This window comes from Streptomyces sp. A0592, from assembly GCF_004795115.1.
GTDB lineage: Bacteria > Actinomycetota > Actinomycetes > Streptomycetales > Streptomycetaceae > Streptomyces > Streptomyces erythrochromogenes.
This window is the reverse complement of record NZ_SSBM01000016.1, coordinates 74,311-96,238: the sequence shown is the minus strand read 5'-3', so window position 1 is coordinate 96,238 and position 21,928 is coordinate 74,311. Positions and strand designations below refer to the sequence as shown.

Annotated in this window: 21 protein-coding genes; 13 read left to right on the top strand and 8 right to left on the bottom strand. The window is 72.0% G+C overall.

Annotated elements, in window-relative coordinates; genetic code table 11:
• The first annotated feature begins 49 nt into the window (after positions 1–49).
• From E6U81_RS22835 to E6U81_RS22815, 5 genes are all read left to right on the top strand, one after another.
• Entirely contained in the window at positions 50–250 is a 201-nt protein-coding gene (locus tag E6U81_RS22835; RefSeq protein ID WP_136231942.1) for a hypothetical protein, read from the top strand.
• Positions 247–669: a type II toxin-antitoxin system death-on-curing family toxin gene (locus E6U81_RS22830; RefSeq protein ID WP_136231941.1), complete on the top strand. Its 423-nt coding sequence runs from the start codon at positions 247–249 to the stop codon at positions 667–669. Before E6U81_RS22835 ends, E6U81_RS22830 begins: the two co-directional genes overlap by 4 nt.
• A 130-nt stretch (positions 670–799) precedes the next feature.
• Positions 800–2,584, top strand: coding sequence for a DEAD/DEAH box helicase (locus E6U81_RS22825; protein ID WP_136231940.1), 1,785 nt, complete (start codon positions 800–802; stop codon positions 2,582–2,584).
• A gap of 349 nt (positions 2,585–2,933) precedes the next feature.
• Positions 2,934–3,575, top strand: coding sequence for a helix-turn-helix domain-containing protein (locus E6U81_RS22820; protein ID WP_030662724.1), 642 nt, complete (start codon positions 2,934–2,936; stop codon positions 3,573–3,575).
• A gap of 136 nt (positions 3,576–3,711) precedes the next feature.
• On the top strand, positions 3,712–4,509 hold the full coding sequence (locus E6U81_RS22815; protein ID WP_136231939.1) for a S16 family serine protease: 798 nt from the start codon (positions 3,712–3,714) through the stop codon (positions 4,507–4,509).
• Here E6U81_RS22815 and E6U81_RS22810 read toward each other — a convergent pair.
• The 3 genes from E6U81_RS22810 to E6U81_RS22800 form a co-directional block, all read right to left on the bottom strand.
• Entirely contained in the window at positions 4,439–5,719 is a 1,281-nt protein-coding gene (locus E6U81_RS22810) for an MFS transporter (RefSeq protein WP_206310003.1), read from the bottom strand. The genes E6U81_RS22815 and E6U81_RS22810 overlap by 71 nt on opposite strands.
• Positions 5,720–5,916: 197 nt before the next feature.
• Positions 5,917–6,543 (bottom strand): helix-turn-helix domain-containing protein, encoded by a 627-nt coding sequence (locus E6U81_RS22805; RefSeq protein WP_136231937.1) that lies wholly within the window; start codon positions 6,541–6,543, stop codon positions 5,917–5,919.
• Positions 6,544–6,605: 62 nt separating this feature from the next.
• Positions 6,606–7,088: an Lrp/AsnC family transcriptional regulator gene (locus tag E6U81_RS22800; RefSeq protein ID WP_136231936.1), complete on the bottom strand. Its 483-nt coding sequence runs from the start codon at positions 7,086–7,088 to the stop codon at positions 6,606–6,608.
• Positions 7,089–7,229: 141 nt separating this feature from the next.
• On the opposite strand from E6U81_RS22800, the gene hppD reads away from it, so the two are divergent.
• Complete coding sequence (gene hppD / locus E6U81_RS22795) at positions 7,230–8,384, top strand: 4-hydroxyphenylpyruvate dioxygenase (protein WP_136231935.1); 1,155 nt, start codon at positions 7,230–7,232, stop codon at positions 8,382–8,384.
• Positions 8,385–8,627: 243 nt separating this feature from the next.
• Here hppD and E6U81_RS41750 read toward each other — a convergent pair whose 3' ends face one another.
• Complete coding sequence (locus tag E6U81_RS41750; RefSeq protein WP_276615818.1) at positions 8,628–10,142, bottom strand: tetratricopeptide repeat protein; 1,515 nt, start codon at positions 10,140–10,142, stop codon at positions 8,628–8,630.
• Between the two features lie 96 nt (positions 10,143–10,238).
• On the opposite strand from E6U81_RS41750, the gene E6U81_RS22785 reads away from it, so the two are divergent.
• Positions 10,239–11,621, top strand: coding sequence for an FAD-linked oxidase C-terminal domain-containing protein (locus tag E6U81_RS22785; protein WP_136231934.1), 1,383 nt, complete (start codon positions 10,239–10,241; stop codon positions 11,619–11,621).
• Between the two features lie 146 nt (positions 11,622–11,767).
• Here the strand turns inward: E6U81_RS22785 and E6U81_RS22780 are convergent, their stop codons facing one another.
• Positions 11,768–12,247 (bottom strand): SsgA family sporulation/cell division regulator, encoded by a 480-nt coding sequence (locus E6U81_RS22780; RefSeq protein ID WP_031152378.1) that lies wholly within the window; start codon positions 12,245–12,247, stop codon positions 11,768–11,770.
• Positions 12,248–12,504: 257 nt separating this feature from the next.
• Between E6U81_RS22780 and E6U81_RS22775 the strand changes: the two genes are divergently transcribed.
• Both E6U81_RS22775 and E6U81_RS22770 read left to right on the top strand, forming a co-directional pair.
• Entirely contained in the window at positions 12,505–14,028 is a 1,524-nt protein-coding gene (locus tag E6U81_RS22775; RefSeq protein WP_136231933.1) for an RDD family protein, read from the top strand.
• Positions 14,029–14,343: 315 nt separating this feature from the next.
• Positions 14,344–15,072: an RDD family protein gene (locus tag E6U81_RS22770; RefSeq protein WP_136231932.1), complete on the top strand. Its 729-nt coding sequence runs from the start codon at positions 14,344–14,346 to the stop codon at positions 15,070–15,072.
• A 92-nt stretch (positions 15,073–15,164) separates the two neighbouring features.
• Here the strand turns inward: E6U81_RS22770 and E6U81_RS22765 are convergent, their stop codons facing one another.
• Complete coding sequence (locus tag E6U81_RS22765; RefSeq protein ID WP_136231931.1) at positions 15,165–15,437, bottom strand: hypothetical protein; 273 nt, start codon at positions 15,435–15,437, stop codon at positions 15,165–15,167.
• Positions 15,438–15,912: 475 nt separating this feature from the next.
• On the opposite strand from E6U81_RS22765, the gene E6U81_RS22760 reads away from it, so the two are divergent.
• Both E6U81_RS22760 and E6U81_RS22755 read left to right on the top strand, forming a co-directional pair.
• Entirely contained in the window at positions 15,913–18,270 is a 2,358-nt protein-coding gene (locus E6U81_RS22760; protein WP_136231998.1) for an immune inhibitor A domain-containing protein, read from the top strand.
• A gap of 113 nt (positions 18,271–18,383) precedes the next feature.
• Positions 18,384–18,686, top strand: coding sequence for a hypothetical protein (locus E6U81_RS22755; protein WP_030825287.1), 303 nt, complete (start codon positions 18,384–18,386; stop codon positions 18,684–18,686).
• Positions 18,687–18,706: 20 nt separating this feature from the next.
• Here the strand turns inward: E6U81_RS22755 and E6U81_RS22750 are convergent, their stop codons facing one another.
• Together E6U81_RS22750 and E6U81_RS22745 are read right to left on the bottom strand one after the other, a co-directional pair.
• The gene (locus E6U81_RS22750; RefSeq protein ID WP_136231930.1) at positions 18,707–19,306 is read right to left on the bottom strand and encodes a nicotinamidase; all 600 of its coding nucleotides are present in this window, start codon (positions 19,304–19,306) and stop codon (positions 18,707–18,709) included.
• Positions 19,307–19,427: 121 nt separating this feature from the next.
• Positions 19,428–20,756, bottom strand: a complete 1,329-nt coding sequence (locus tag E6U81_RS22745) for a nicotinate phosphoribosyltransferase (RefSeq protein ID WP_136231929.1) — start codon at positions 20,754–20,756, stop codon at positions 19,428–19,430.
• A gap of 80 nt (positions 20,757–20,836) precedes the next feature.
• On the opposite strand from E6U81_RS22745, the gene clpS reads away from it, so the two are divergent.
• Positions 20,837–21,151 carry an ATP-dependent Clp protease adapter ClpS gene (gene clpS / locus E6U81_RS22740; protein ID WP_030662673.1) on the top strand — a complete coding sequence of 105 codons (315 nt, stop codon included), beginning with the start codon at positions 20,837–20,839 and terminating at the stop codon, positions 21,149–21,151.
• Positions 21,151–21,762 carry a DUF2017 domain-containing protein gene (locus tag E6U81_RS22735; RefSeq protein ID WP_136231928.1) on the top strand — a complete coding sequence of 204 codons (612 nt, stop codon included), beginning with the start codon at positions 21,151–21,153 and terminating at the stop codon, positions 21,760–21,762. The genes clpS and E6U81_RS22735 overlap by 1 nt, the downstream gene beginning before the upstream one ends.
• Positions 21,763–21,928: the final 166 nt, after the last annotated feature.

Below are 21,928 nucleotides of genomic sequence, written 5' to 3'. Positions count from 1 at the left end.
CCGCAGAACCCCGGTGCCGCGGCCCCTGACCGGCGGCTACGTTTCCCCCATGAACGAGATCACCATCGGGCTTCCCGGCGCCGAGTGGGCGGAGCTGGCCGATCTGGCCGATGCCACCGGGCGCACGCCCGAAGACGTCGTACGCGAGGCCGTACGGGCCCACCTGCGGGCCGAGCGGGAAAAGGTCGCGGAAGCGGCCGGACGGCTCGCCGAGCAGCACGCCCCCCTCCTGCGGAGGCTCGGCGAGTGAACACCACGAACACCACGAACACCACGAACGCCACCGAGTCCCCGCGGCACCTCACCCTCGCCGAGGTCCTGGACCTGGCGTGCCACGCCTGCCTGGCCCAGGACCAGCCCGTCGAGCTGCGCGCCCCCGGCCTGCTGGAGTCCGCGGTGCACCGGCCCCGGGCGCGCATGTTGGGGACCCCCGCCTACGAGGACACCTACGAGCAGGCCGCCGCGCTGCTCCACGGCATCGCCGCCAACCACCCCCTCGTCGACGGGAACAAGCGCACCGCATGGCTGGCGGCCGCGACCTTCCTGGCGGTCAACGGCATCGATCTCGCCGACGCCGACCAGGAGCTCGCCCACGACCTGGTCATCGACGTGGCGGCCGGGCACGAGACGGAGATCGCCCGGATCGCCGGCCGGCTGCGCTCCCTGTGACGGTTGCGTGTGACGCTCGCCGCACCGCCCGAGGTCACGGGCCTGTCCCTCCCCGAGGGGCGGGCCCGCCCCGGTAAGGTGGCCCGGTTGTCCTACGTACGACCGCCGCCGAGAGCACGAACCGGAGACCGTGACTACTACCGCCTCCCACCATCTCTCACCCGCCTTCCCCGGCCGTGCCCCGTGGGGCACCGCCAGCAAGCTGCGTGCCTGGCAGCAGGGAGCGCTGGACCGCTATATCCAGAACCAGCCCCGGGACTTCCTCGCCGTCGCGACCCCCGGCGCAGGCAAGACCACTTTCGCCCTGACCCTCGCCTCCTGGCTGCTCCACCACCACGTGGTGCAGCAGGTGACCGTCGTCGCGCCCACCGAGCACCTGAAGAAGCAGTGGGCGGAGGCAGCGGCCCGGATAGGCATCCGGCTGGACCCCGAGTACTCGGCGGGTCCGCTCAGCAAGGACTACCACGGCGTCGCCGTCACCTACGCCGGTGTCGGCGTGCGACCCATGCTCCACCGCAACCGCTGCGAGCAGCGCAAGACGCTGGTGATCCTCGACGAGATCCACCACGCCGGCGACTCGAAGTCCTGGGGCGAGGCCTGCCTGGAGGCGTTCGACCCGGCGACCCGGCGGCTCGCGCTGACCGGCACGCCCTTCCGGTCCGACACCAACCCCATCCCGTTCGTGACCTACGAAGAGGGCAACGACGGGATCCGGCGGTCCTCCGCCGACTACACCTACGGCTACGGCAACGCGCTCGGCGACGGCGTCGTCCGGCCGGTCATCTTCCTCTCCTACAGCGGCAACATGCGCTGGCGGACCAAAGCCGGCGACGAGATCGCCGCCCGGCTCGGCGAGCCGATGACCAAGGACGCCATCTCGCAGGCCTGGCGGACGGCCCTGGACCCGCGCGGCGACTGGATGCCCAACGTGCTGCGCGCCGCCGACCAGCGGCTCACCGAGGTCCGCAAGGGCATCCCGGACGCGGGCGGCCTCGTCATCGCCTCCGACCAGGACTCGGCGCGCGCCTACGCCAAGCTCATCAAGGAGATCACCGGGACGAAGGCGACCCTGGTGCTCTCCGACGACACCGGGGCGTCGAAGAACATCGACACCTTCAGCGCGAACGACGACCGCTGGATGGTCGCGGTCCGCATGGTGTCCGAGGGCGTCGACGTACCGCGCCTCGCCGTCGGCGTGTACGCGACGACGATCTCCACCCCGCTGTTCTTCGCCCAGGCCGTCGGACGCTTCGTGCGCTCGCGCAGGCGTGGCGAGACGGCGTCCGTGTTCCTTCCGACCATCCCCTACCTCCTCGGCTTCGCCAACGAGATGGAGGTCGAGCGCGACCACGTCCTCGACAAGCCGAAGAAGCAGGGCGAGGAGGACCCCTACGCCGAGTCCGAGAAGGAGATGGACGAGGCGAACCGGCAGGAGGACGAGGACACCGGCGAGGAGGAGCAGATGTCCTTCGAGGCGCTGGAGTCCGACGCCGTCTTCGACCGGGTCCTCTACGACGGCGCCGAGTTCGGCATGCAGGCGCACCCGGGCAGCGAGGAGGAGCAGGACTACCTCGGCATCCCCGGACTCCTGGAGCCGGACCAGGTCCAGATGCTGCTGCAGAAGCGCCAGTCCCGGCAGATCGCGCACAGCCGGCGCAAGCCCGACTCCGAGGCGGACCTCCTGGAGCTGCCGGCCGACCGGCGGCCCGTGGTTTCCCACAAGGAACTGCTGGAGCTGAGGAAGTCGCTCAACACGATGGTGGGCGCGTACGTCCACCAGAGCGGCAAGCCGCACGGGGTGATCCACACGGAGTTGCGCCGCGTCTGCGGCGGGCCGCCGAGCGCGGAGGCGACGGCGGGGCAGATCCGCGAGCGCATCAAGAAGGTGCAGGAGTGGGCGACCCGTATGCGGTGAGTGCGGTGAGTTCGCCCAGAACGCGTGACGGGGTCCGTGCGGAGGTTCGCACGGACCCCGTGCTCGTCCCGTCATTTCCGCGCCTGTGCGAATCGTTGTCACGAAACGACACTTGAGGCGATCAGGAAACGGCACAAAGGGGTAGCACGCGCCCGGATTCTGGACGAGCCCTTCCGCTGAGCGGACCTGCTCGCTAGATTCCCCGCATCGAACGCACCGTGGCAGCGCCGCCGCGGGAGCGCAGCCGGTGCAATGGCCGCTACCGGCGGCCTCTCCTGTGCGCCGCCGCGGGACCGGCGGCGTGCCACATCGAGAGTCACCGCCGCTCACCGAAAGAGGGAGAGGCGTCGTGACCGCGGAAACCTCCCAGACTCTCGACAGAGGGCTCAGAGTCCTCAAACTGCTCGCCGACACCGACCACGGTCTGACCGTCACCGAGCTCTCCAACCGCCTCGGCGTCAACCGCACGGTCGTCTACCGGCTCCTCGCCACCCTCGAACAGCACGCCCTGGTCCGCCGTGACCTCGGCGGCCGGGCCAGGGTCGGACTCGGGGTCCTGCGACTGGGTCGGCAGGTGCACCCGCTCGTGCGCGAGGCGGCCCTGCCCGCGCTGCGGTCCCTCGCCGAGGACATAGGCGCCACCGCGCACCTGACCCTCGTCGACGGCACCGAGGCGCTCGCCGTCGCCGTCGTGGAGCCGACCTGGACGGACTACCACGTGGCCTACCGGGCCGGTTTCCGCCACCCGCTGGACCGGGGCGCCGCCGGGCGGGCCATCCTGGCCGCCCGTCAGGGCTCCCTCATCGAGCCGGGGTACACGCTGACGCACGGCGAGCTCGAAGCGGGCGCCAGCGGGGCCGCGGCGCCGCTGGTGGGCATCAGCGGGCTGGAGGGCAGCGTCGGCGTCGTCATGCTGGCCGACGCCGTGCCGGAGCGGGTCGGGCCGCGGGTGGTCGACGCGGCGCGCGAGGTCGCCGACGCCCTTCGCTAGGCCGCGGGCCCGGCGGGTCCGAGGGCCTTCCGTTCGCCTGCCGGGTGCGGCGCCGTTGCGGGGGCGCTGCCCCCGGGCCCCCGCGCCTCAAACGCCGGCGGGTCTGATGGGGGGCGGGGGCGGATAGATTGGGCGGGTGCTCTCTCGCCTCACACGTCTGCCGCGTCCCGCCGCCCTGGCCGTCTGCGCCGTGCCCGTGCTCGGGCTGTTCGCCGCAGCGGCGTTCGCGCCGCTGCCCTTCGTGGTCGCCGTGCCCGGGCTGACGGCCGACGTACTGGGCTCCGACCAGGGCAAGCCCGTCATCACCGTCTCCGGGGCGCCCGTCCGGGACACCAAGGGTCAGCTGCGGATGACCACCATCCGGGCCACCGGGCCGTCCTCGACGATGACGCTGCCCGAGCTCGTCGGCCACTGGTTCGAGACCGATGAGGCCGTCCTGCCCCGGGAGGCCGTGTACTCCACCGGCGGAAGCGACGAGGAGATCGAGAAGCACAATCTGGAGGAAATGGCCAAGTCGCAGTCGGCCGCCGCCGACGCCGCCCTCGGCTTCCTCCGCAAGGATCCCAAGGACGTGAAGGTCGAGCTCAACCTCGCCGACGTCGGCGGCCCGAGCGCCGGGCTCCTCTTCTCCCTCGGCATCATCGACAAACTCGACGGCGACGGCAGCGGCGGCGACCTCACCGGCGGCCGCAACATCGCCGGCACGGGCACCATCACCGCCGACGGCAAGGTCGGCGCCGTCGGCGGTGTGGCCCTGAAGACGCAGGCCGCGCGGCGCGACGGGGCCAGCGTGTTCCTCGTACCGAAGGACGAGTGCGCGGACGCGCAGTCGGAGCTGCCGGAGGGGCTGCAGCTGGTGCCCGTCACTTCGCTGACGGATGCGGTGAACGCTCTTCGCGCACTGAACCGGGGAGAGCCGGCCCCGTCCTGCTGACCTCCGGTTCCCGCTCCATCGCGCGCCAGGCCGGGAAGACCAGCGGGGCGAGCGTCGTGAGCAGGTACGTGCCGCCGAAGAGCAGCAGCGCGGTGCCCACCCCGAAGCCGTCGACGAGCAGGCCGGCCGCCAGTCCGCCCATCGGCATGGTCAGCTCGCAGCCCGCGGTGGTCACTCCCGCGACCCGGCTGCGCAGCTCCTCGGGGACCCGCTCGTAGATCACCGTGGACAGGATCGGGTTCAGCATGCCCACGCCCAGGCCGGCCAGCGCCATCGTCACCGCGAGCGGCAGTGTCGTGTCGGTGAGCGCGGCGACCAGGTACCGGGTCGCGCCGGACACCAGGAAGGCCGTCGCGAACACCGCCCGGCGGGGGAACCGCTCGCCCCACATCCCGTAGAGCAGGGCGCCCAGCAGGGCGAAGCCGCCGAAGAGGGAGACCATCAGGCCGATCGTGGTGGCGCCGCCGAGGACGTCCCGGCCGTGCACGGGCAGCAGGACCGAGGACCAGCCCTGGTCCAGGCCGTTGGTCATCATGACCATCACCGTGATGCCCAGCAGCAGCCGGGAGCGGGTCAGGAACGCCCAGCCCTCGGCGAGTTCGGCGCGGTAGGCGGCGAACGAGACCTTGCCCGCGGCCCGTTGCGGCTCGGCGGCCGGGACCCCGCGCAGGAAGGCGGAGACGAGCAGGGCCGACACCCCGAAGGTGGCCGCGTCCAGCAGCAGTACGGTCTCGGCGCCGAACACCGCGATCAGTACGCCGGCCACGGCGGCACCGATCATCCGCGCCCCGCGCGAGACCGCGTCGTAGAGGCTGGCGGCCCGGGCCAGGGTGGTGCCGGCGTGCTCGGCGAGGTTCGGCAGGAGCACGCCCCGGGCGGTCAGCCCCGGGGTGTGCACGAGGCCGCCGAGGGCCATCAGCGCGCACAGCATCCAGAACTCCAACACGCCGAGGTGGTGCAGCAGCGGGATCGCGCCGACCGACAGTCCGCAGATCAGGTCGGAGGCGGCGGAGACCCGGCGGCGGCCGATCCGGTCGATGACCGGTCCGCCGACCAGGGCGGCCACGATGACGGGCAGGGTGGCGCAGAAGGCGACGACCCCGGCCCGGCCGGCACTGCCCGTGGTCTGGAGCACGAACCACGGGACGCCGATGAGCGTGAGCGAACTGCCGGCTGTGGAAACGGTGTTGGCGGCCAGTACGGCGACCAGCGGACGCCGGCCCGTGGGGCGTAAGGCCTGGCTGAGGGCATGGTCGACGGAGGGCACGGCGAACTCCTTCGGGTGCGGTGACAGTCGCGCGGTGTGCCGGTGCGCGGTGCGGTGGCGTGCAGTGCGGTGGCGTGCAGTGCGGTGCAGTGCGGTGAGGTGGTGGTCGCGCGCGGGGCGGCCGGGGCCGCGTGCGGCTGCTACTCCGGCGTGGAGCGCGGGAGGACGTGCGTGTGGATGCGCACGGTCCGGGTGTCCTCCGCCTCGGGCAGGTCCCGGTAGGTGTTGATCACGTCGTGCAGCCGGCCGACCAGTTCCTCGCTCTGCCCGGGCGTCAGCCGCAGGGTGAAGTCGCTGAGGTCGGCGCCGGGTTCCCAGCGGCCCAGCCGGGTCTGGGCCTCGGAGATCCAGGCGGAGACCTCCTGGGTGTGGTTCGTGGCGACGGCCTGCAGGAAGACGGCGGCCGCGCTGCTCGTGGCCGGGTCTGCGTCGTGGATCAGCGATCCGTCGAAGCCGGTGCCCTCGTGCGCGGCCCGCCACCAGCGCTCCCGGCCCTTGCCGTGCCCGACCGCGTCCTCGACGAAGCGGTGCGCGGCGAGTTGGCGCAGGTGGTAGCTGGTGGATCCGCTGGACTCCCCGAAGCGTTCGGCGAGCTGGGAGGCGGTGGCCGGGCCCTTGCGGCGCAGCTCGGCCAGCAGCTGCATCCGCAGGGGGTGGGCGAGGCCGCGCAGGGCGCGGGCGTCGAGCATGCGGAGGGTGGGCTCCACGGGCTCCCGCCCCTCGGCGGGCGTGTTCTCGGGACGGCTCTCGGGACGGCTCTCAGGCATGCCTCGACCCTAGAGATGCAAAGAATTCTCTGCAAGGGTTCCTTTGCATAGGATCGTTTGCATCACTGGGTCCGGGTGTCGTCCTCCGCGGCCTGCTCCACCAGCGGGATGATCCGGAAGGGCACCGGGTTCTCCATCACGATCGCCGTAGAGGCCCTGACGATCCCCTCGAAGCCGACGACGCGGTCGATCACCCGCTGGAGATCGGCGTTCGAGCGGGCCACCAGCCGGCACAGCATGTCCCCGTGCCCGGTGGTGGTGTGCAGCTCCAGCACCTCCGGGACCCCGTCCAGGTGCGCCCGTACATCGGCCCCCTGTCCCTGCTTGATCTCCAGCGTCGCGAAGGCGGTCACGGGATACCCGAGGGCCGTCGGGTCCACCTGCGGGCCGAACCCGCGGATCACCCCGGTGGACTGCAGCCGGTCGAGGCGCGCCTGCACCGTCCCGCGGGCCACGCCCAGCCGGCGCGAGGCCTCCAGCACCCCGATGCGGGGCTCGCGAGCCAGCAGGACGATGAGCCGGCCGTCGAGTTCGTCGATGCCCATGGATGCCTCCGGGTGCCCACGCATGCCCGTGGGTGGTCATAGTGCACAGATGTTTCAGCAATGTTCCGGCCATGCTGCACACTTTGTACAGTCATTCAGGAAACTATTGCGCAGCTTGTGGATCGGCGGGACTCTGCGCTCATGACTGAGTCTCTGGCGAACCTCGAAACCACCCCGCACACCGCGCGTGAGGCAGACCCCTTCCCGGTGAAGGGAATGGACGCGGTCGTCTTCGCCGTCGGCAACGCCAAGCAGGCCGCGCACTACTACTCGACCGCCTTCGGCATGAAGCTCGTCGCGTACTCCGGACCGGAGAACGGCAGCCGCGAGACGGCCAGCTACGTCCTGACCAACGGCTCCGCCCGCTTCGTGCTGACCTCGGTCATCAAGGCGACGAGCGACCACGGCCGCTTCCTCGCCGAGCACGTCACCGAGCACGGTGACGGCGTCATCGACCTCGCCATCGAGGTCCCCGACGTCCGCGCGGCCTACGCGTACGCCGTCGAGCAGGGCGCCCGCGGCCTGGACGAGCCGTACGAGGTCAAGGACGAGCACGGCACGGTCGTCATGGCCGCCATCGCGACCTACGGCCAGACCCGCCACACCCTGGTGCAGCGCGGCGACTACACCGGCCCCTACCTGCCGGGCTACGTGGCCGTCGAGCCGATGGTCGAGGGTCCCGCCAAGCGCACCTTCCAGGCCATCGACCACTGCGTCGGCAACGTGGAACTCGGCCGCATGAACGAGTGGGTCGCCTTCTACAACAAGGTCATGGGCTTCACGAACATGAAGGAGTTCGTGGGCGACGACATCGCGACCGAGTACTCGGCGCTGATGTCCAAGGTGGTCGCGGACGGCACCAAGAAGGTCAAGTTCCCGATCAACGAGCCGGCGATCGCGAAGAAGAAGTCGCAGATCGACGAGTACCTGGAGTTCTACGGCGGCCCCGGCGTCCAGCACATCGCGCTGGCCTCGAACGACATCGTCGCGACCGTCCGCACGATGCGTGCGGCGGGCGTGCAGTTCCTGTCGGTCCCGGACTCCTACTACGACACCCTCGGCGAGTGGGTCGGCGACACCCGGGTGCCGATCGACGAGCTGCGCGAGCTGAAGATCCTCGCCGACCGCGACGAGGACGGCTACCTGCTGCAGATCTTCACCAAGCCGGTGCAGGACCGTCCGACGGTCTTCTTCGAGATCATCGAGCGCCACGGCTCGATGGGCTTCGGCAAGGGCAACTTCAAGGCGCTGTTCGAGGCCATCGAGCGCGAGCAGGAGAAGCGCGGCAACCTCTGACGTCGCGCAGGTGCCTACAGGCCCCCGGCCGTTGCCGGGGGCCTGGGGCGTGCCTTGCCGGACCCGGCCGACGGGATCCGAGGGGCACGGCCCCCAGGCCGCCGTCGGCCCCGGTGCGCGGGGGCGGGCGGGTCGCCGCGTGGTGCCCTCCGGAGGGGAGTGGGCCACAACGCGGCGCACCGCCACCCCGCGCACCGGGCCGCACGGGCGGCCACCCCGAGCCGTACGGCCAGCTGTCCGGCGTCAGCGGGACGGGGACGCCTTCGGCTGCGGCTTGGCCGCCGCGGGCTTCGGCTTCGGCACGGGGTTGGGCTTCGGGAGTTCCGGCTCCACCCACGGCGTGACCGGCTGCAGGTGCTCCGGCCCGCCCGGCGGCGGCTGGCCGATCGCCGCCAGCGCCTCCTTCGCCAGCGGCCCGCGCACCGGCGAGAAGTACGGGTTCGTCCGCAGTGCCTCCTGCAGGTGCCGCCGCGCCCCCGCCTCGTCGCCGAGGGCCCGCTCGATCATCGCCCGGTGATAGGCGAACTCGGCACTGCGCAGCCCCGGCTCCGTCGCCTTCTTCGCGTACTCCAGCGCCGCCGTGTGATCACCCGCCCGGTGCAAGGCCCACCCCAGCGCGTCCGCGGCCTGCATGCTCTTGTGCCGCTCCCACTCCTGCGACAGGCGCCGCACCGCAGCCGCCGGATCCCCGTGGTCCGCCTCGTACAGGCCCAGGACCACGTCGTCGTCCACCCCGTTCGCGCCGTCCCGGACCGCCATCGTCGTCAGCGCCTCGTACTGCGCGCGCGCCTCCTGCTCCCGGCCCAGCGACTCCAGCAGCTCACCCAGCTCCCGGGCCAGCTGCGGCACCGGGGTCCGCCCCAGCGCCATCCGGTAGTCCCGCACCGCCTCCCCGCCGCGCCCCAGCGCCGCCAGCGCCCGCGCCCGGCCCGCCAGGGCCTCCGCCTGCGCCGCATCCGTCCGCAGCGCCCCCTCGTACTGCCGCAGCGCCTCCGCCGGGTCGCCCCGCTCCCACGACAGCTCCCCGAGCCGGAACAGCGCGTACGCCTTCTCCGCCGGGGCCTTCGCCGCGGCCGCCGCCGACTCCATCGACACCACCGCGTCCTCGCGCCAGCCGCGGTCCCGGTACACCTGCGAGGCCCTGACATGGGCCGCCAGCCCCGGCCGCAGCTCCAGCAGCAGCTCCATCGCCTTCTGGGCGCCCTTGTAGTCGCCGAGCCCCGTGTACGCGTCCACGAGCACCGGGTACGCCGTCCACCGCCGCGGCGCCTGCGCCCGTACCAGCTCGCCCCACTTCCTGCCGGTCCCGAAATCCCGCCGGGCATTGGCCAGCGAGCCCATCGCCGTCATCGCGTCGAGGTTGCCCTTCTCCGCGGGGCGCACCTCCAGCGACCGCTTCAGCGCCTTCTCCGCCTTCGGGTACCAGGCCGAGTCCGCGGTCCGCCGCGCCTGTTCGAGGTAGGCGGAGCCGAGCACCGCCCACGAGGCGTCGTCGTCGGCGTGCGAGGCCACCCACTTCTCCCGGTCGGCCACCAGCGCCACCACGTCCGTCGCCGAGGCGGGCGCACCCATGCCCACCGCCGTGGCGGCGCGCTCGCTCGGCCCCGGAGGGCGCGCGTCGTCACCGGTCCGGGCAGGCCGGATCAACAGGGCCCCGGCGATCAGGACCACCGCCACCCCGGCGGCCACGAGCGTCTTGCGGCCGGTGAAGGTCACGGGCGGCGCCGGCGTCTGCGAATCCTCGTCGAAACGGTCCATGGGGTCACTGTGCGTCAATATGAAGAGCGCGCCGAGGTGTCCGAAGACGTGCGCGGGCGTGTTCACACCGATGGCCCCGGCTGCCACGCTGGCCCCATGGATGATGACCTCTCCGCACGTCTGCGAGCGAGCCTCCTCGAAGGGCTCCCCGCCGAGGCCCTGCTCACCGACCCCCAGGTGACCGCCTCCTACGCCACCGACATGGCCAGCTTCTGCGCCGCCGGCACCCCGGCGGTCGTCGTCCTGCCCCGGACCGTCGAACAGGTGCAGCACGTCATGCGGACCGCCACCGCCCTGCGGATCCCCGTGGTCCCGCAGGGCGCCCGTACGGGCCTGTCGGGCGGCGCCAACGCCTCCGACGGCTGCATCGTGCTGTCCCTGGTGAAGATGGACCGGATCCTGGAGGTCAGCGCCGTCGACCGGATCGCCGTCGTCGAACCGGGCGTCGTCAACGCCGTCCTCTCACGAGCCGTCGCCGAACGGGGCCTGTACTACCCGCCCGACCCCTCCAGCTGGGAGCAGTGCACCATCGGCGGCAACATCGGCACCGCCTCGGGCGGCCTGTGCTGCGTCAAGTACGGCGTCACCGCCGAATACGTCCTCGGCCTCGACGTCGTCCTCGCCGACGGGCGCATCCTGCGCACGGGCCGGCGCACCGCCAAGGGCGTCGCCGGATACGACCTCACCCGGCTCTTCGTCGGCTCCGAGGGCAGCCTCGGGATCGTCGTCCAGGCCGTCCTCGCCCTCAAGCCGGCGCCGCCCCGGCAACTCGCCCTGGCCGCCGAGTTCCCCTCCGTGGCCGCCGCCTGCGAGGCCGTCTGCGCCGTCATGGAGGCCGGACTGACCCCCTCCCTGCTGGAACTGATGGACCGCACGACCGTCCACGCCGTCAACGCCCTCGGGAAGATGGGCCTGCCCGAGGCCACCGAGGCGCTGCTGCTCGCCGCCTTCGACACCCCGCACGCCCCCGAGGACCTCGCCGCCGTGGGGGAGTTGTGCACCGCCGCCGGAGCCACCGCCGTCGTGCCCGCCGAGGACCAGGCGGAGTCGGAACTGCTGCTCCAGGCACGCCGGATGGCCTTCCCCGCCCTGGAGGCGCTCCGACCCGCCACGATGATCGACGACGTGTGCGTGCCGCGCTCGCGGCTCGGGGAGATGCTCGACGGGACCGCCGCGATCGCCCGGGCCCAGGGCCTGCTCATCGGCGTCTGCGCGCACGCCGGCGACGGCAACACCCACCCGATCGTCTGCTTCGACCCCGCCGACGAGGACGAGACGCGGCGGGCCCGCGAATCCTTCGGCGAGATCATGGGGCTCGGCCTCTCCCTCGGCGGGACCATCACCGGCGAACACGGGGTCGGCGTCCTGAAGAAGGAATGGCTGGCGCGCGAACTCGGCCCGGTCGGACTGGAGATGCAGCGCGCCGTCAAGCAGGCCTTCGATCCACTGGGGCTCCTCAACCCGGGCAAGCTCTTCTGAGACCCGGGCGAGCTCCTCCGCTATCCGGGCGAGGTCTTCCGGGACCCGGGCGAGCTCTTCCGACCGTACGAGGCGGAGGTGACCGCCGCGCCCGCGGCGGCCGCCCGGTCTGCGGCCGCCGCCCGGGGTCCGGGGGCCGTGCGTCATCACAGGTCCCCGTCCGCCGACTCGTCCGACGGCCACGGGTCGCGCAGCCACAGGTCGTCGGCCGGGGTCGGGGCGAGCAGCTCGGCCAGCGCCGCGTCCAGGCCGAGCCGCTCCGACTCGCTGCCGGGCGGGACGACCCGCAGGGTCCGCTCCAGCCAGGCCGACACGGCGAGGGACGGGGCCTCCAGGAGGGCGTCGCCGTCGGGGGAGCTGAGTGCCATGCAGAGCACGGCCTCGTTGTCGACCTTCGTGGGCCAGATCCGGACGTCACCGTGCCCGCAGGGGCGGAACACCCCCTCGACGAGCAGCTCGCGGGCGAAGGTCCAGTAGACCGGGGTGCTGGAGCCGGTGTGGAAGGTGACGTGGACGGCGTACGGGTCTTCCGTGAGGTAGAGCAGGCGCGCCGGGACGGGGATGCTGCGCTCTGGGGAAAGGACCAGCTTCAGTTCCAGCTCGCGCTCGATGACGGGGTGGTGCATGACTGCCTCACTTCGGTCGGTGCGTGGGGCCGGATGGCACCCCACACCCGCTGAGAGCTCCGATGTGCCCGGGTATGACGCGACTTTCGGCGACGAAAGCGAGATTGGCCGAATCCTGTCGGCTGACCGAAAACAGCCGTGGGGAGTGACGTTCGCTCAATGGCTTGGATTCTCCCGTTACCGGACCTGTCGGGCCACGGTTCTTGGCTATGGTCCTCCCCTTGCACAAGCCTCAAGCCACGATCGGAGTTGGGGACATGACGGCCTCCCCTGGTGACGGCGAGCACGCGGCCCGCGAGGGCTACTACCCGGATCCGTCCATCCCGGGGTACATCCGGTACTGGAACGGCGCGGCCTGGGTCCCGGGTACGAGCCGCCCTGCCCCGGCGGCGCCCGCACCCGTCCCCGTGCCCGTCCCCCTGCCCGCCCCCGCTCCGGTCCGCCCGCTCCCCGCCCCGGCTCCCGTCGCCGCGCCCGCCGTCCGCGCCGACGAGACGGGGCCGGTGTTCCTGGACGAGACCTCCATGACCGAGACGCTGCCGGAACCCGCACCGGCTGCGGAGCCGTCGCCCGCGGCCGCGTCGGCGCCCGTGTGGCAGGCCGACCCCGTGCACCAGGCCGGCTTCGGCGGGCCGCGCGACCGCCGGGTGTCGTGGGGCAGCCCGCAGGAACCCGCGGCCGAGCCGGAGGCCGCACACGCACGCGCAGCCGCCCCCGCTCCGGCACCGTCGCCCGAGCCCGAGCCTGGGCCCGATGCGGAGCCGGGGCAGCCGTCCGCCCGGCCCGCGGGGATCTCCCTGGCCCGTACGCCGTCCTCCGCGGCCGCGCCCGCGCGGCTCCCCGCACCGTCCTCCGCGGGCATCCTGTCGGCGCGCTCCCCGGCCGCGCAGGCCCCTGCGGCTCCGGCCGCCCCGGCATGGCCCGACGCCCCCGGAACGGGCGGCCCCGGCCCCACCGGGGTCACCTCCGCCTGGCCCGAGGCGGCCCCCGCACCCGCCCGCACCCCCGCCGCCGCAACCGCTCCCGCCGCCGTTGCCGCAACCGCTCCTGCTCCTGCTCCTGCTCCTGCTCCTGCTCCCGAGCGTGCCGCCGCTCCCGAGCGGGAGGCCGCGGCCGCGCCCGCCCGCCCCGAGGTGTGGGAGCCCCGGCCCGCGGGAGTCCGCCCGAAGGTTCCCCAGCCCGCCGCGGACCCCGCCCCGGCGGAGCAGAAGCCCGGGGGCTGGGAGCCGCGCGGGTCGCAGGAGGCCCGCACGGGCGCCCGTACCGGCCGCCCCGCCACGCCCCGGGCCGTGTTCGAGCGCATGGCCGAACGGGCCGTGCGCCCCGCCGGGCTGGTACGCCGTACCCTCGCCCGGGCCCTGGACACCCTCGTGTTCGGCGCCGTCGCGGCCGCAGCCGCCCAGCCCCTCCTGCCCGGGGCCGCCGCCCATGTCCAGGCCAAGGTGGACACCGCCCGGGCGAGCGGCCGCACCACCACCGTCTGGCTGCTCGACTCGACCATCGCCGGCAGCCTCGGCCTGGTCTTCGCGGCCGTCCTCCTCTTCGGAGTCCTCTACGAGGTGCTGCCCACCGCCCGCTGGGGCCGCACCCCGGGCAAGAAGCTGCTGGGCGTCCGGGTGCTGGCCACCGCGACCCTGCGACCGCCCTCCTTCGGCGCGGCCCTGCGCCGCTGGCTCGTGTACGCCTTCCTGGGCCTGCCGGGCAGCCTGTGGTGCCTTGTGAACCGCCCCCGCCGGCAGGCCTGGCACGACAAGGCCGCCAAGACGTACGTGGCCCGCTAGGCCGTCTCTTCCGGATCTTGCCGGGCCCGCACCGCCCGGCACCGCACCCGGCCGCGTTGTCGAGGCGCCCGAGTACGTCCAGTACACGGGCGCCCCTCCGCCTTGCGAGGCTTCCCCTGAGCCCTGCGAGCCTGGGGAGACCCCATGGCAGCAGACGCCGCGGTGCCCGCCCTTCGGGCGGCCGGCGCTGCTTCGCGCACACGGCCTGGGCCGTCTCTCCGGAAGAGACGGCCCAGGGGGAGTCCCGGGGTCCCTCCCCCCCCGAATGGACGCCGTCCCGTTGCGGGGGTGGCGGAGCCGGGTTCGACTCGGGCCATGAGTACCGACCAGCCGCCGCCGGGCCAGCCGCCCGAGGAAGACCCGTTCCTCAAGAAGCCCCAGGAACCGACGCCTCCGTCGGGCGGTTCTCCGTACGGACCGCCTCCGCCCGGTAGCGGCGGCCCGCCGCCCCCGGGAGGCCCCGGCCCCGGCGGCGGGGGATATCCGCCCCCTCCGCCCCCGTACGGCGGCGGAGGCGACCCGTACGGCGGTGGCGGCGGCTACGGCATGCCCGACCCGCTGGCCGGCATGCCCCCGCTCGCCGACTTCGGCAAGCGGCTCGCCGCGCGCGTCATCGACGTGGTGATCGTCGCCGTCCCGCTGTTCCTCATCCAGCTGGCCTTCGGCACGAACCGCTACACGGTCGAGACCGACCGGGGCGAGGACGTCAGCGAGGTCTTCACCAAGTCGTACAGCGGCAGCGGTCTGATCATGACCCTGATCTCGATCGTCGCGTACCTCGGCTACGACTGGTGGTTCACCAAGAAGGACGGCCGGACCGTCGGCAAGAAGGCGATGGGCCTGCGCGTCGCCATGCTCAACGACGGATCCGTGCCGAACTCCGGCACGTCCCTGACCCGGGCCGCCGTGCTCTGGCTGCCGACGCTGATCTGCTGCTTCTGCCTCTGGCCGATCGCGCTGATCATCTCGATCCTCGTCGACAAGCCGTACAAACAGGGCCTGCACGACAAGGCCGCCAAGACCGTGGTGGTCCAGGCGACCTAGCGGTCACCGCACACGGGCGCACCTGCGACGCGGGCGGCCTCCCCCGGGGGAGGCCGCCCGCGTCGCGTCGTGCGCGCGGCACGGGTGAAGGCTCAGTGGTGGACGGGGTGTTCCGCCGGCGCCGTCCGCGGCTCGGGCACCCGGGCCTCCGGCGCGCCGGCGCCGCCCGTGCGGGCCGCGTGGCGACCGCGGCGCTTCGGGGCGGGCACGGTGAGGGCGACGAGCAGACCCAGGGCGAGCGCGGCGGCGGAGATGACCGCGACGCCGAGCCCGGTGCTCGTCTGCGAGAGCAGCAGCATGGCGATCGTCGACACGATGACCGTGGCGGACCCGTACGCGAGCTGTGCGGCAGTCGGACGCGGCATGGCGATATCCGTCCTCGGTGAGGGGGAGGGGGAGTCGGCTCAACCAACGTCGCGCGTCAAGTGACTCCATGACGGGATGCCCGGGGCGAGCCCCCGGTAAGCGTGACCTAACACACGGTGCCGAAGCACAGGGGGCGCACGGGATCATTTTTCACGCCCCGCAGGGGGGAGAAAGGGGACGCTACGGACCCGTTCCGGGGTCGGGAAGCGTCCTTCGCCCCGTATGGCAGGGGAACGTCCGGATAGCGGAACTCCCTGACCGCATAGTGCAGTTGTAAGGTTCAAGTCAAGGTCTGTCTTTTCTCGCGTCTCTCCGGTCAAATGTCGTCACTTGAGACGCGCGCCGCGCGGAACCCCCCGCTCCTATGGAGAAGTTCCGAACTCAGACGCTGCGGCCGCGGGAGGGGAACGACATCAAGTGACCAGCAATTCCGCCCGACGGCGTGCGATCCGCGCTGCCGCCGTCACCGTGACCATGGCCGCGTGCGCGACCAGTGCAACCTTCTTCACCGTCACCGCGGCCCAGGCCGAGGGTAAGGCCGCGGCCGCCCCGGTGGCCGACCGGCAGGACCCGACCACTCCTGCCAAGGTCGTCGAGCACGACCTCAAGGGCCCGTTCAGCGAGCAGCAGGCCCAGCAGCGCAAGGCCGCTCTGGACCAGGTGCTCCAGGGCAAGAAGGGCGTCGAGCAGCGCGGCGCCTCGAAGGTCGTCAAGCTGGACGACAAGAAGTACGTCGAGCTCGGCCGCGAGAAGACCGACAAGATCTTCACGATCCTCGTCGAGTTCGGCGACCAGGTCGACAGCACCACCATGCACGACCCGGACGGCCCCGGCCCCAAGCCGGCCGTTCCGAAGTACGGCGGCACCCCCGGTCCGCTGCACAACACGATCGCGCAGCCCGACCGCGCCAAGGACAACAGCACCGCCTGGCGCAAGGACTTCAGCCGTCAGTACTTCCAGGACCTGTACTTCGCCTCCGGTGAGGGCAAGCACTCCCTGAAGACGTACTACGAGAAGACCTCCTCGGGCCGCTACTCGGTCGAGGGCGAGGTCGCCGACTGGGTCAAGGTCCCGTACAACGAGGCCCGCTACGGCTCCAACTTCTGCGGCCAGAGCAACTGCTCCAACGTCTGGGACACCGTCAAGGACGGCGTCACGGCGTGGGTCGAGGCCCAGAAGAAGGCCGGGAAGACCGACGCCGAGATCAAGGCGAAGCTGGCCCAGTACGACCTGTGGGACCGCTACGACTTCGACGGCGACGGCAACTTCAACGAGCCCGACGGCTACATCGACCACTTCCAGATCGTCCACGCGGGCGAGGACGAGTCGGCCGGCGGCGGCGTGCAGGGCCCCGACGCCCTGTGGGCGCACCGCTGGTACGCCTACGGCACCTCCGCGGGCAAGACCGGCCCGGCCGACAACAAGGCCGGCGGCACCCAGATCGGCGACTCCGGCATCTGGGTCGGCGACTACACGATGCAGCCCGAGAACGGCGGCCTCGGTGTCTTCGCCCACGAGTACGGCCACGACCTCGGCCTGCCCGACCTCTACGACACCTCCGGTGGCGGCGAGAACGGCGTCGGCTTCTGGTCCCTGATGTCGGCCGGCTCCTGGCTCGGCACCGGCAAGGACTCCATAGGCGACATGCCGGGCGACATGACCGCCTGGGACAAGCTCCAGCTGGGCTGGCTGAACTACGACACGGCCAAGGCCGCGACGAAGTCCACCCACAAGCTCGGTGTGGCGGAGTTCAACACCAAGGACAAGCAGGCCCTGGTCGTCGAGCTGCCGAAGAAGAAGGTGCAGACGGACGTCGTCGCTCCCGCCGAGGGTTCCACCCAGTGGTGGAGCAACATGGGTGACGACCTCAAGAACACCCTCACCCGCTCCGTCGACCTGACGGGCAAGACGTCCGCCGCCCTGTCCCTCAAGGGCTGGTGGGACATCGAGGCCGACTACGACTACCTCTACACCGAGGTGTCCACGGACGGCGGCGCCAACTGGACCGCCCTCGCCGGCACCGCCGACGGCACGGCCATCCCGGTCGACGCCGCCGGCAGCCCGTCGCTCACCGGTGTCTCGGGCGCCTGGAAGAACCTGAACTTCTCGCTCGACGCCTACGCGGGCAAGAAGGTCGACCTCCGCTTCCGCTACCAGACGGACGGCGGCGCGGGCGGCAAGGGCTTCACGGGCGACGCCCTCACCATCACCGCGGACGGCTCCGCGCTGTTCACCGACGGCGCCGAGAACGGCGACAACGGCTGGACCGGCAAGGGCTTCTCCCGCATCGGCGCCAACTTCACCAAGGAGTACGCGCAGTACTACCTGGCCGAGAACCGCCGCTACGTGTCGTACGACTCCACCCTCAAGGTGGGCCCGTACAACTTCGGCTTCGGCAACACCCGTCCGGACTGGGTCGAGCACTACCCGTACCAGGACGGTCTGCTCATCTGGCAGTGGGACACCAGCCAGAAGGACAACAACACCAGCGTCCACCCGGGCCAGGGTCTGATCCTGCCGATCGACGCCAACGCCAAGCCGATGAAGTGGGCGGACGGCACCCTGCTGCGGAACAAGATCCAGCCGTACGACGCGACGTTCAGCGCGTACTCCACGGACGCGTTCACGCTGCACAAGAACGGCGAGTCGCTGTTCCTGAAGCCGAAGCCCGCGAACCTGGTCTTCGACGACCGCACCCCGGGCAAGTACTACTCCGACGAGAACCCGACCGGATCGGTGAAGGTCACTGACACCAACACCAAGATCAAGATCCTGAAGGAGACCTACGACGGTGAGGTCATGACCGTCGAGGTTGGCCCCTCGAAGAAGTAATTCGGTAAAACTGCAGGTCAAAGCGTGATCGGCCGTCGCCCTCTAGCGGGCGGCGGCCGATCGCGTTTAGATGCCCCGGTACGAGGTTCTTATTGACGGGGGAGATGACCGACATGCCCGGTGGAGGGTTCGTCAGATTGCCAGGCGGCAGCGTGGTCGTTGCGCTCACGCTGCCGAGACCGTCCGGTGAGGGCGGAAATGTCCGCGTGCTGGTGCACGCCGCGAACCGGGCCCGCGCCCTGACCAGGCTGCGGAACCTCGGGATGCGGGCGGTGTACCTGCGGGGCAACGCACAGCCGCCCACACCCGACGAGGTCACGGCCGTCCTGCACCATCCGGACGGCCTGCTGTGGCGCGGCGCACCCGACCGCGCCCAGGAGCTCTGGCACCCCATCCGGGCCCTGCTGGGCACCTGAGGGCGCCGCGGGCCCCGGTTCTAGGGCCGGGGCCCGGCCGTGCCCACGAGGGTCACACCGGCCGCGCGGAGCTCTTCCAGGGCCCGCTCGGTGGTGTGCGGTGCCACGGCCGCCGTCAGGTCCAGCAGCACGCGCGTGGTGAAGCCGGCGCGGGCGGCGTCCAGGGCGGTGGCCTTCACGCAGTGGTCGGTGGCGATGCCGACCACGTCGACCTCGCCGACGTGCCGCTCCCGCAGCCAGGCGGCGAGGCCCTCACCGTTCTCGTCGGCCCCCTCGAAGCCGCTGTACGCGGCCTCGTACGCGCCCTTGTCGAAGACCGCGGCGACCGCACCCGAGGCCACGGCGGGCGCGAAGTTCGGGTGGAACCCGACCCCCTCCGTCCCGGCCACGCAGTGCACCGGCCAGGAGGACTCGTAGTCCGGCTCGGCCGGCGGGTGCGCGAAGTGAGCCCCCGGGTCGATGTGGTGGTCGCGGGTGGCGACGACGTGCCGGTACCCGGCGGTGGCCTGCCCGATCAGCTCGGTGATGGCGGCGGCGACGTCGGCTCCGCCGGTGACCGCGAGGCTGCCGCCCTCGCAGAAGTCGTTCTGTACGTCGACGACGATCAGTGCGCGGTGCATGACGTGTCCCTCTGTTCGTTGTCCTTGTGCGGCGGGCCCTGCGGGGGCTCTTCCCCCACCCCGCCCCTTCCCGAAACGGGGGCTGCGACCCGGACCCCCGACGGCGGGCGGGCCCGCGGGGCTACACGTACTCGGTGGGGATCACGGCCTCGCCCCGCGACAGCTGGGTCGCGCTCAGGGGAAGGGCCGCGCGCGCCGCGCGGTGGCGGTCGCGGGCCGCCTCCAGCGGCTCGCGGGCGACCACCTCGCCCGCCTTGACCAGGTGGGTGAGCAGCTGGTCGTCGGCCAGGGCCGAAGGAACCGGGCCCAGGCCGATCACCTCCGCCTCCGCCACCCCGTCGGCGTCCCGCCGCCGCGCCGCCCACTTGCGGCCGCCGATGGAGGTCTTGCCCCCGGTGGACTTCTTGGCCACCGGGGCCAGCGCCGCCTTCGGGTCCGCCGAGGTGGCCCGCGCCACCAGCTTGTAGACCATCGAGCACGTCGGGTGCCCGCTGCCCGTCACCAGCTGCGTGCCCACGCCGTACGCGTCCACCGGAGCCGCCGCCAGCGAGGCGATGGCGTACTCGTCCAGGTCCGAGGTGACCACGATCTTCGTCGAGGTCGCCCCCAGCTCGTCCAGCTGCTGGCGCACCCGGTGGGCCACCAGCAGCAGGTCCCCGGAGTCGATCCGCACCGCACCCAGGTCGGTGCCCGCCACCTCGACGGCCGTGCGCACCGCCTCGGCCACGTCATAGGTGTCCACCAGGAGCGTGGTGCCGCGCCCCAGCGAGGCGACCTGCGCGGTGAAGGCGTCCCGCTCGCTGTCGTGGACCAGGGTGAAGGCGTGCGCGCTGGTGCCGACGGTGGGGATGCCGTACCGGAAGCCGGCCGCCAGGTCCGAGGTGGAGGCGAAGCCGCCCACGTACGCGGCCCGGGCCGAGGCGACGGCCGCCAGTTCGTGGGTGCGCCGCGCGCCCATCTCGATCAGCGGGCGGTCGCCGGCCGCCGAGGACATCCGGGAGGCGGCCGCCGCGATCGCCGAGTCGTGGTTGAGGATCGACAGGATCACCGTCTCCAGCAGCACGCACTCGGCGAAGCTGCCCTCCACCCGCAGGATCGGCGAGCCGGGGAAGTAGACCTCGCCCTCCGGGTAGCCCCAGATGTCGCCGGAGAAGCGGTACGAGGCCAGCCAGTCCAGCGTTCGCATGTCGACGACGGCCCGCTCGCGCAGGAACTCCAGCACCGCGCCGTCGAAGCGGAAGTTCTCCACCGCGTCCAGCACCCGCCCGGTCCCCGCGACCACCCCGTAGCGGCGCCCCTCGGGGAGCCGCCGGGTGAACACCTCGAAGACAGAGCGGCGGTCGGCGGTGCCGTTGGCCAGCGCGGCCTGCAACATCGTGAGCTCGTAATGGTCCGTGAAGAGCGCTGTCGACGGCACGTCCACCGGCAGGCCCAGGTCCGCAGGGTTCATGCCGGCGATGCTAGCGCACATTTCGTCAGAGTGACGAGATGTGGGTCCCGTTTGTGCAACGGGCCCGTCACGGTGGCAGCATGGGACGAGTGAGTGTTGCTCCCATTGAGATCGAACGCACCGAGTCGGCCGAAGAGACCTTCGCGGTCCCGGAACCTGACGTTCCCTGGGTGACCCTGGTGCACAACGACCCGGTCAACCTCATGAGCTACGTGGCGTACGTGTTCCAGGCGTACTTCGGATACTCGAAGGACGTCGCGCACAAGCTGATGCTCGACGTCCATCACAAGGGGCGGGCGGTCGTATCGAGCGGCTCCCGCGAGGAAATGGAGCGCGACGTGCAGGCCATGCACGGCTACGGCCTGTGGGCGACCCTCTCCCAGGACCGCAACTGATGGGCCGGTCCACCGGGATGTTCGAGTCCCTCACGGGCGGCGGAGCCGCGATCGCGCTGGACGAGATCGAGATCTCCATCCTGCGCTCCCTGGCCGTCCAGATGCTGGAGCTGATCGGCCCCGGCGCCCCCGAGCCCGCCGAGGACGCCGACCCCCTCGCCGCGCTGTTCGCCGAGGGGCCCAGTGAGCCCCCGTCCGACCCGGCGCTGGCCCGGCTCTTCCCCGACGCCTACGGGTCCCCGGACGGCACGGGCGACGAAGGCGTGGACCAGGCCGAGCTGACGGCCCGCGCGGCGGAGTTCCGCCGCTTCACCGAGAACGACCTGCGCGCCCGCAAGCGCGAGGACGCCCTCGCCCTCGTACGGAGCCTGGACACGCTCACCCCGGCCGGCGACGGGGCCGCCGTGCTGGAGCTGACGGGCGAGCTGCCGCTGCGCTGGCTCGGGGGGCTCAACGACCTGCGCCTGACCCTCGCCGCCCGGCTCGACATCACCGAGGACGACGAGAGCGCGGCGCTCTTCCGGCTGCCGGACGACGACCCGCGCAAGCCCATGGTGATGGCCTACCTGTGGCTCGGCGGACTCCAGGAATCCTTGATCGAAACCCTCTGAGGAACCTCAAGGGAAGGCGGCGTTCGCTCAGCGGACGCTCAAATCCGGATAACGATCAGATCACCACCATGCGGTGATCTGTCATGATCACAGACGTTTGTCCGGAAATTTTGATGCCGTGCACCACATTTCTCCCCCTCGGGCGGTCGTAAGCACGTGATAAATC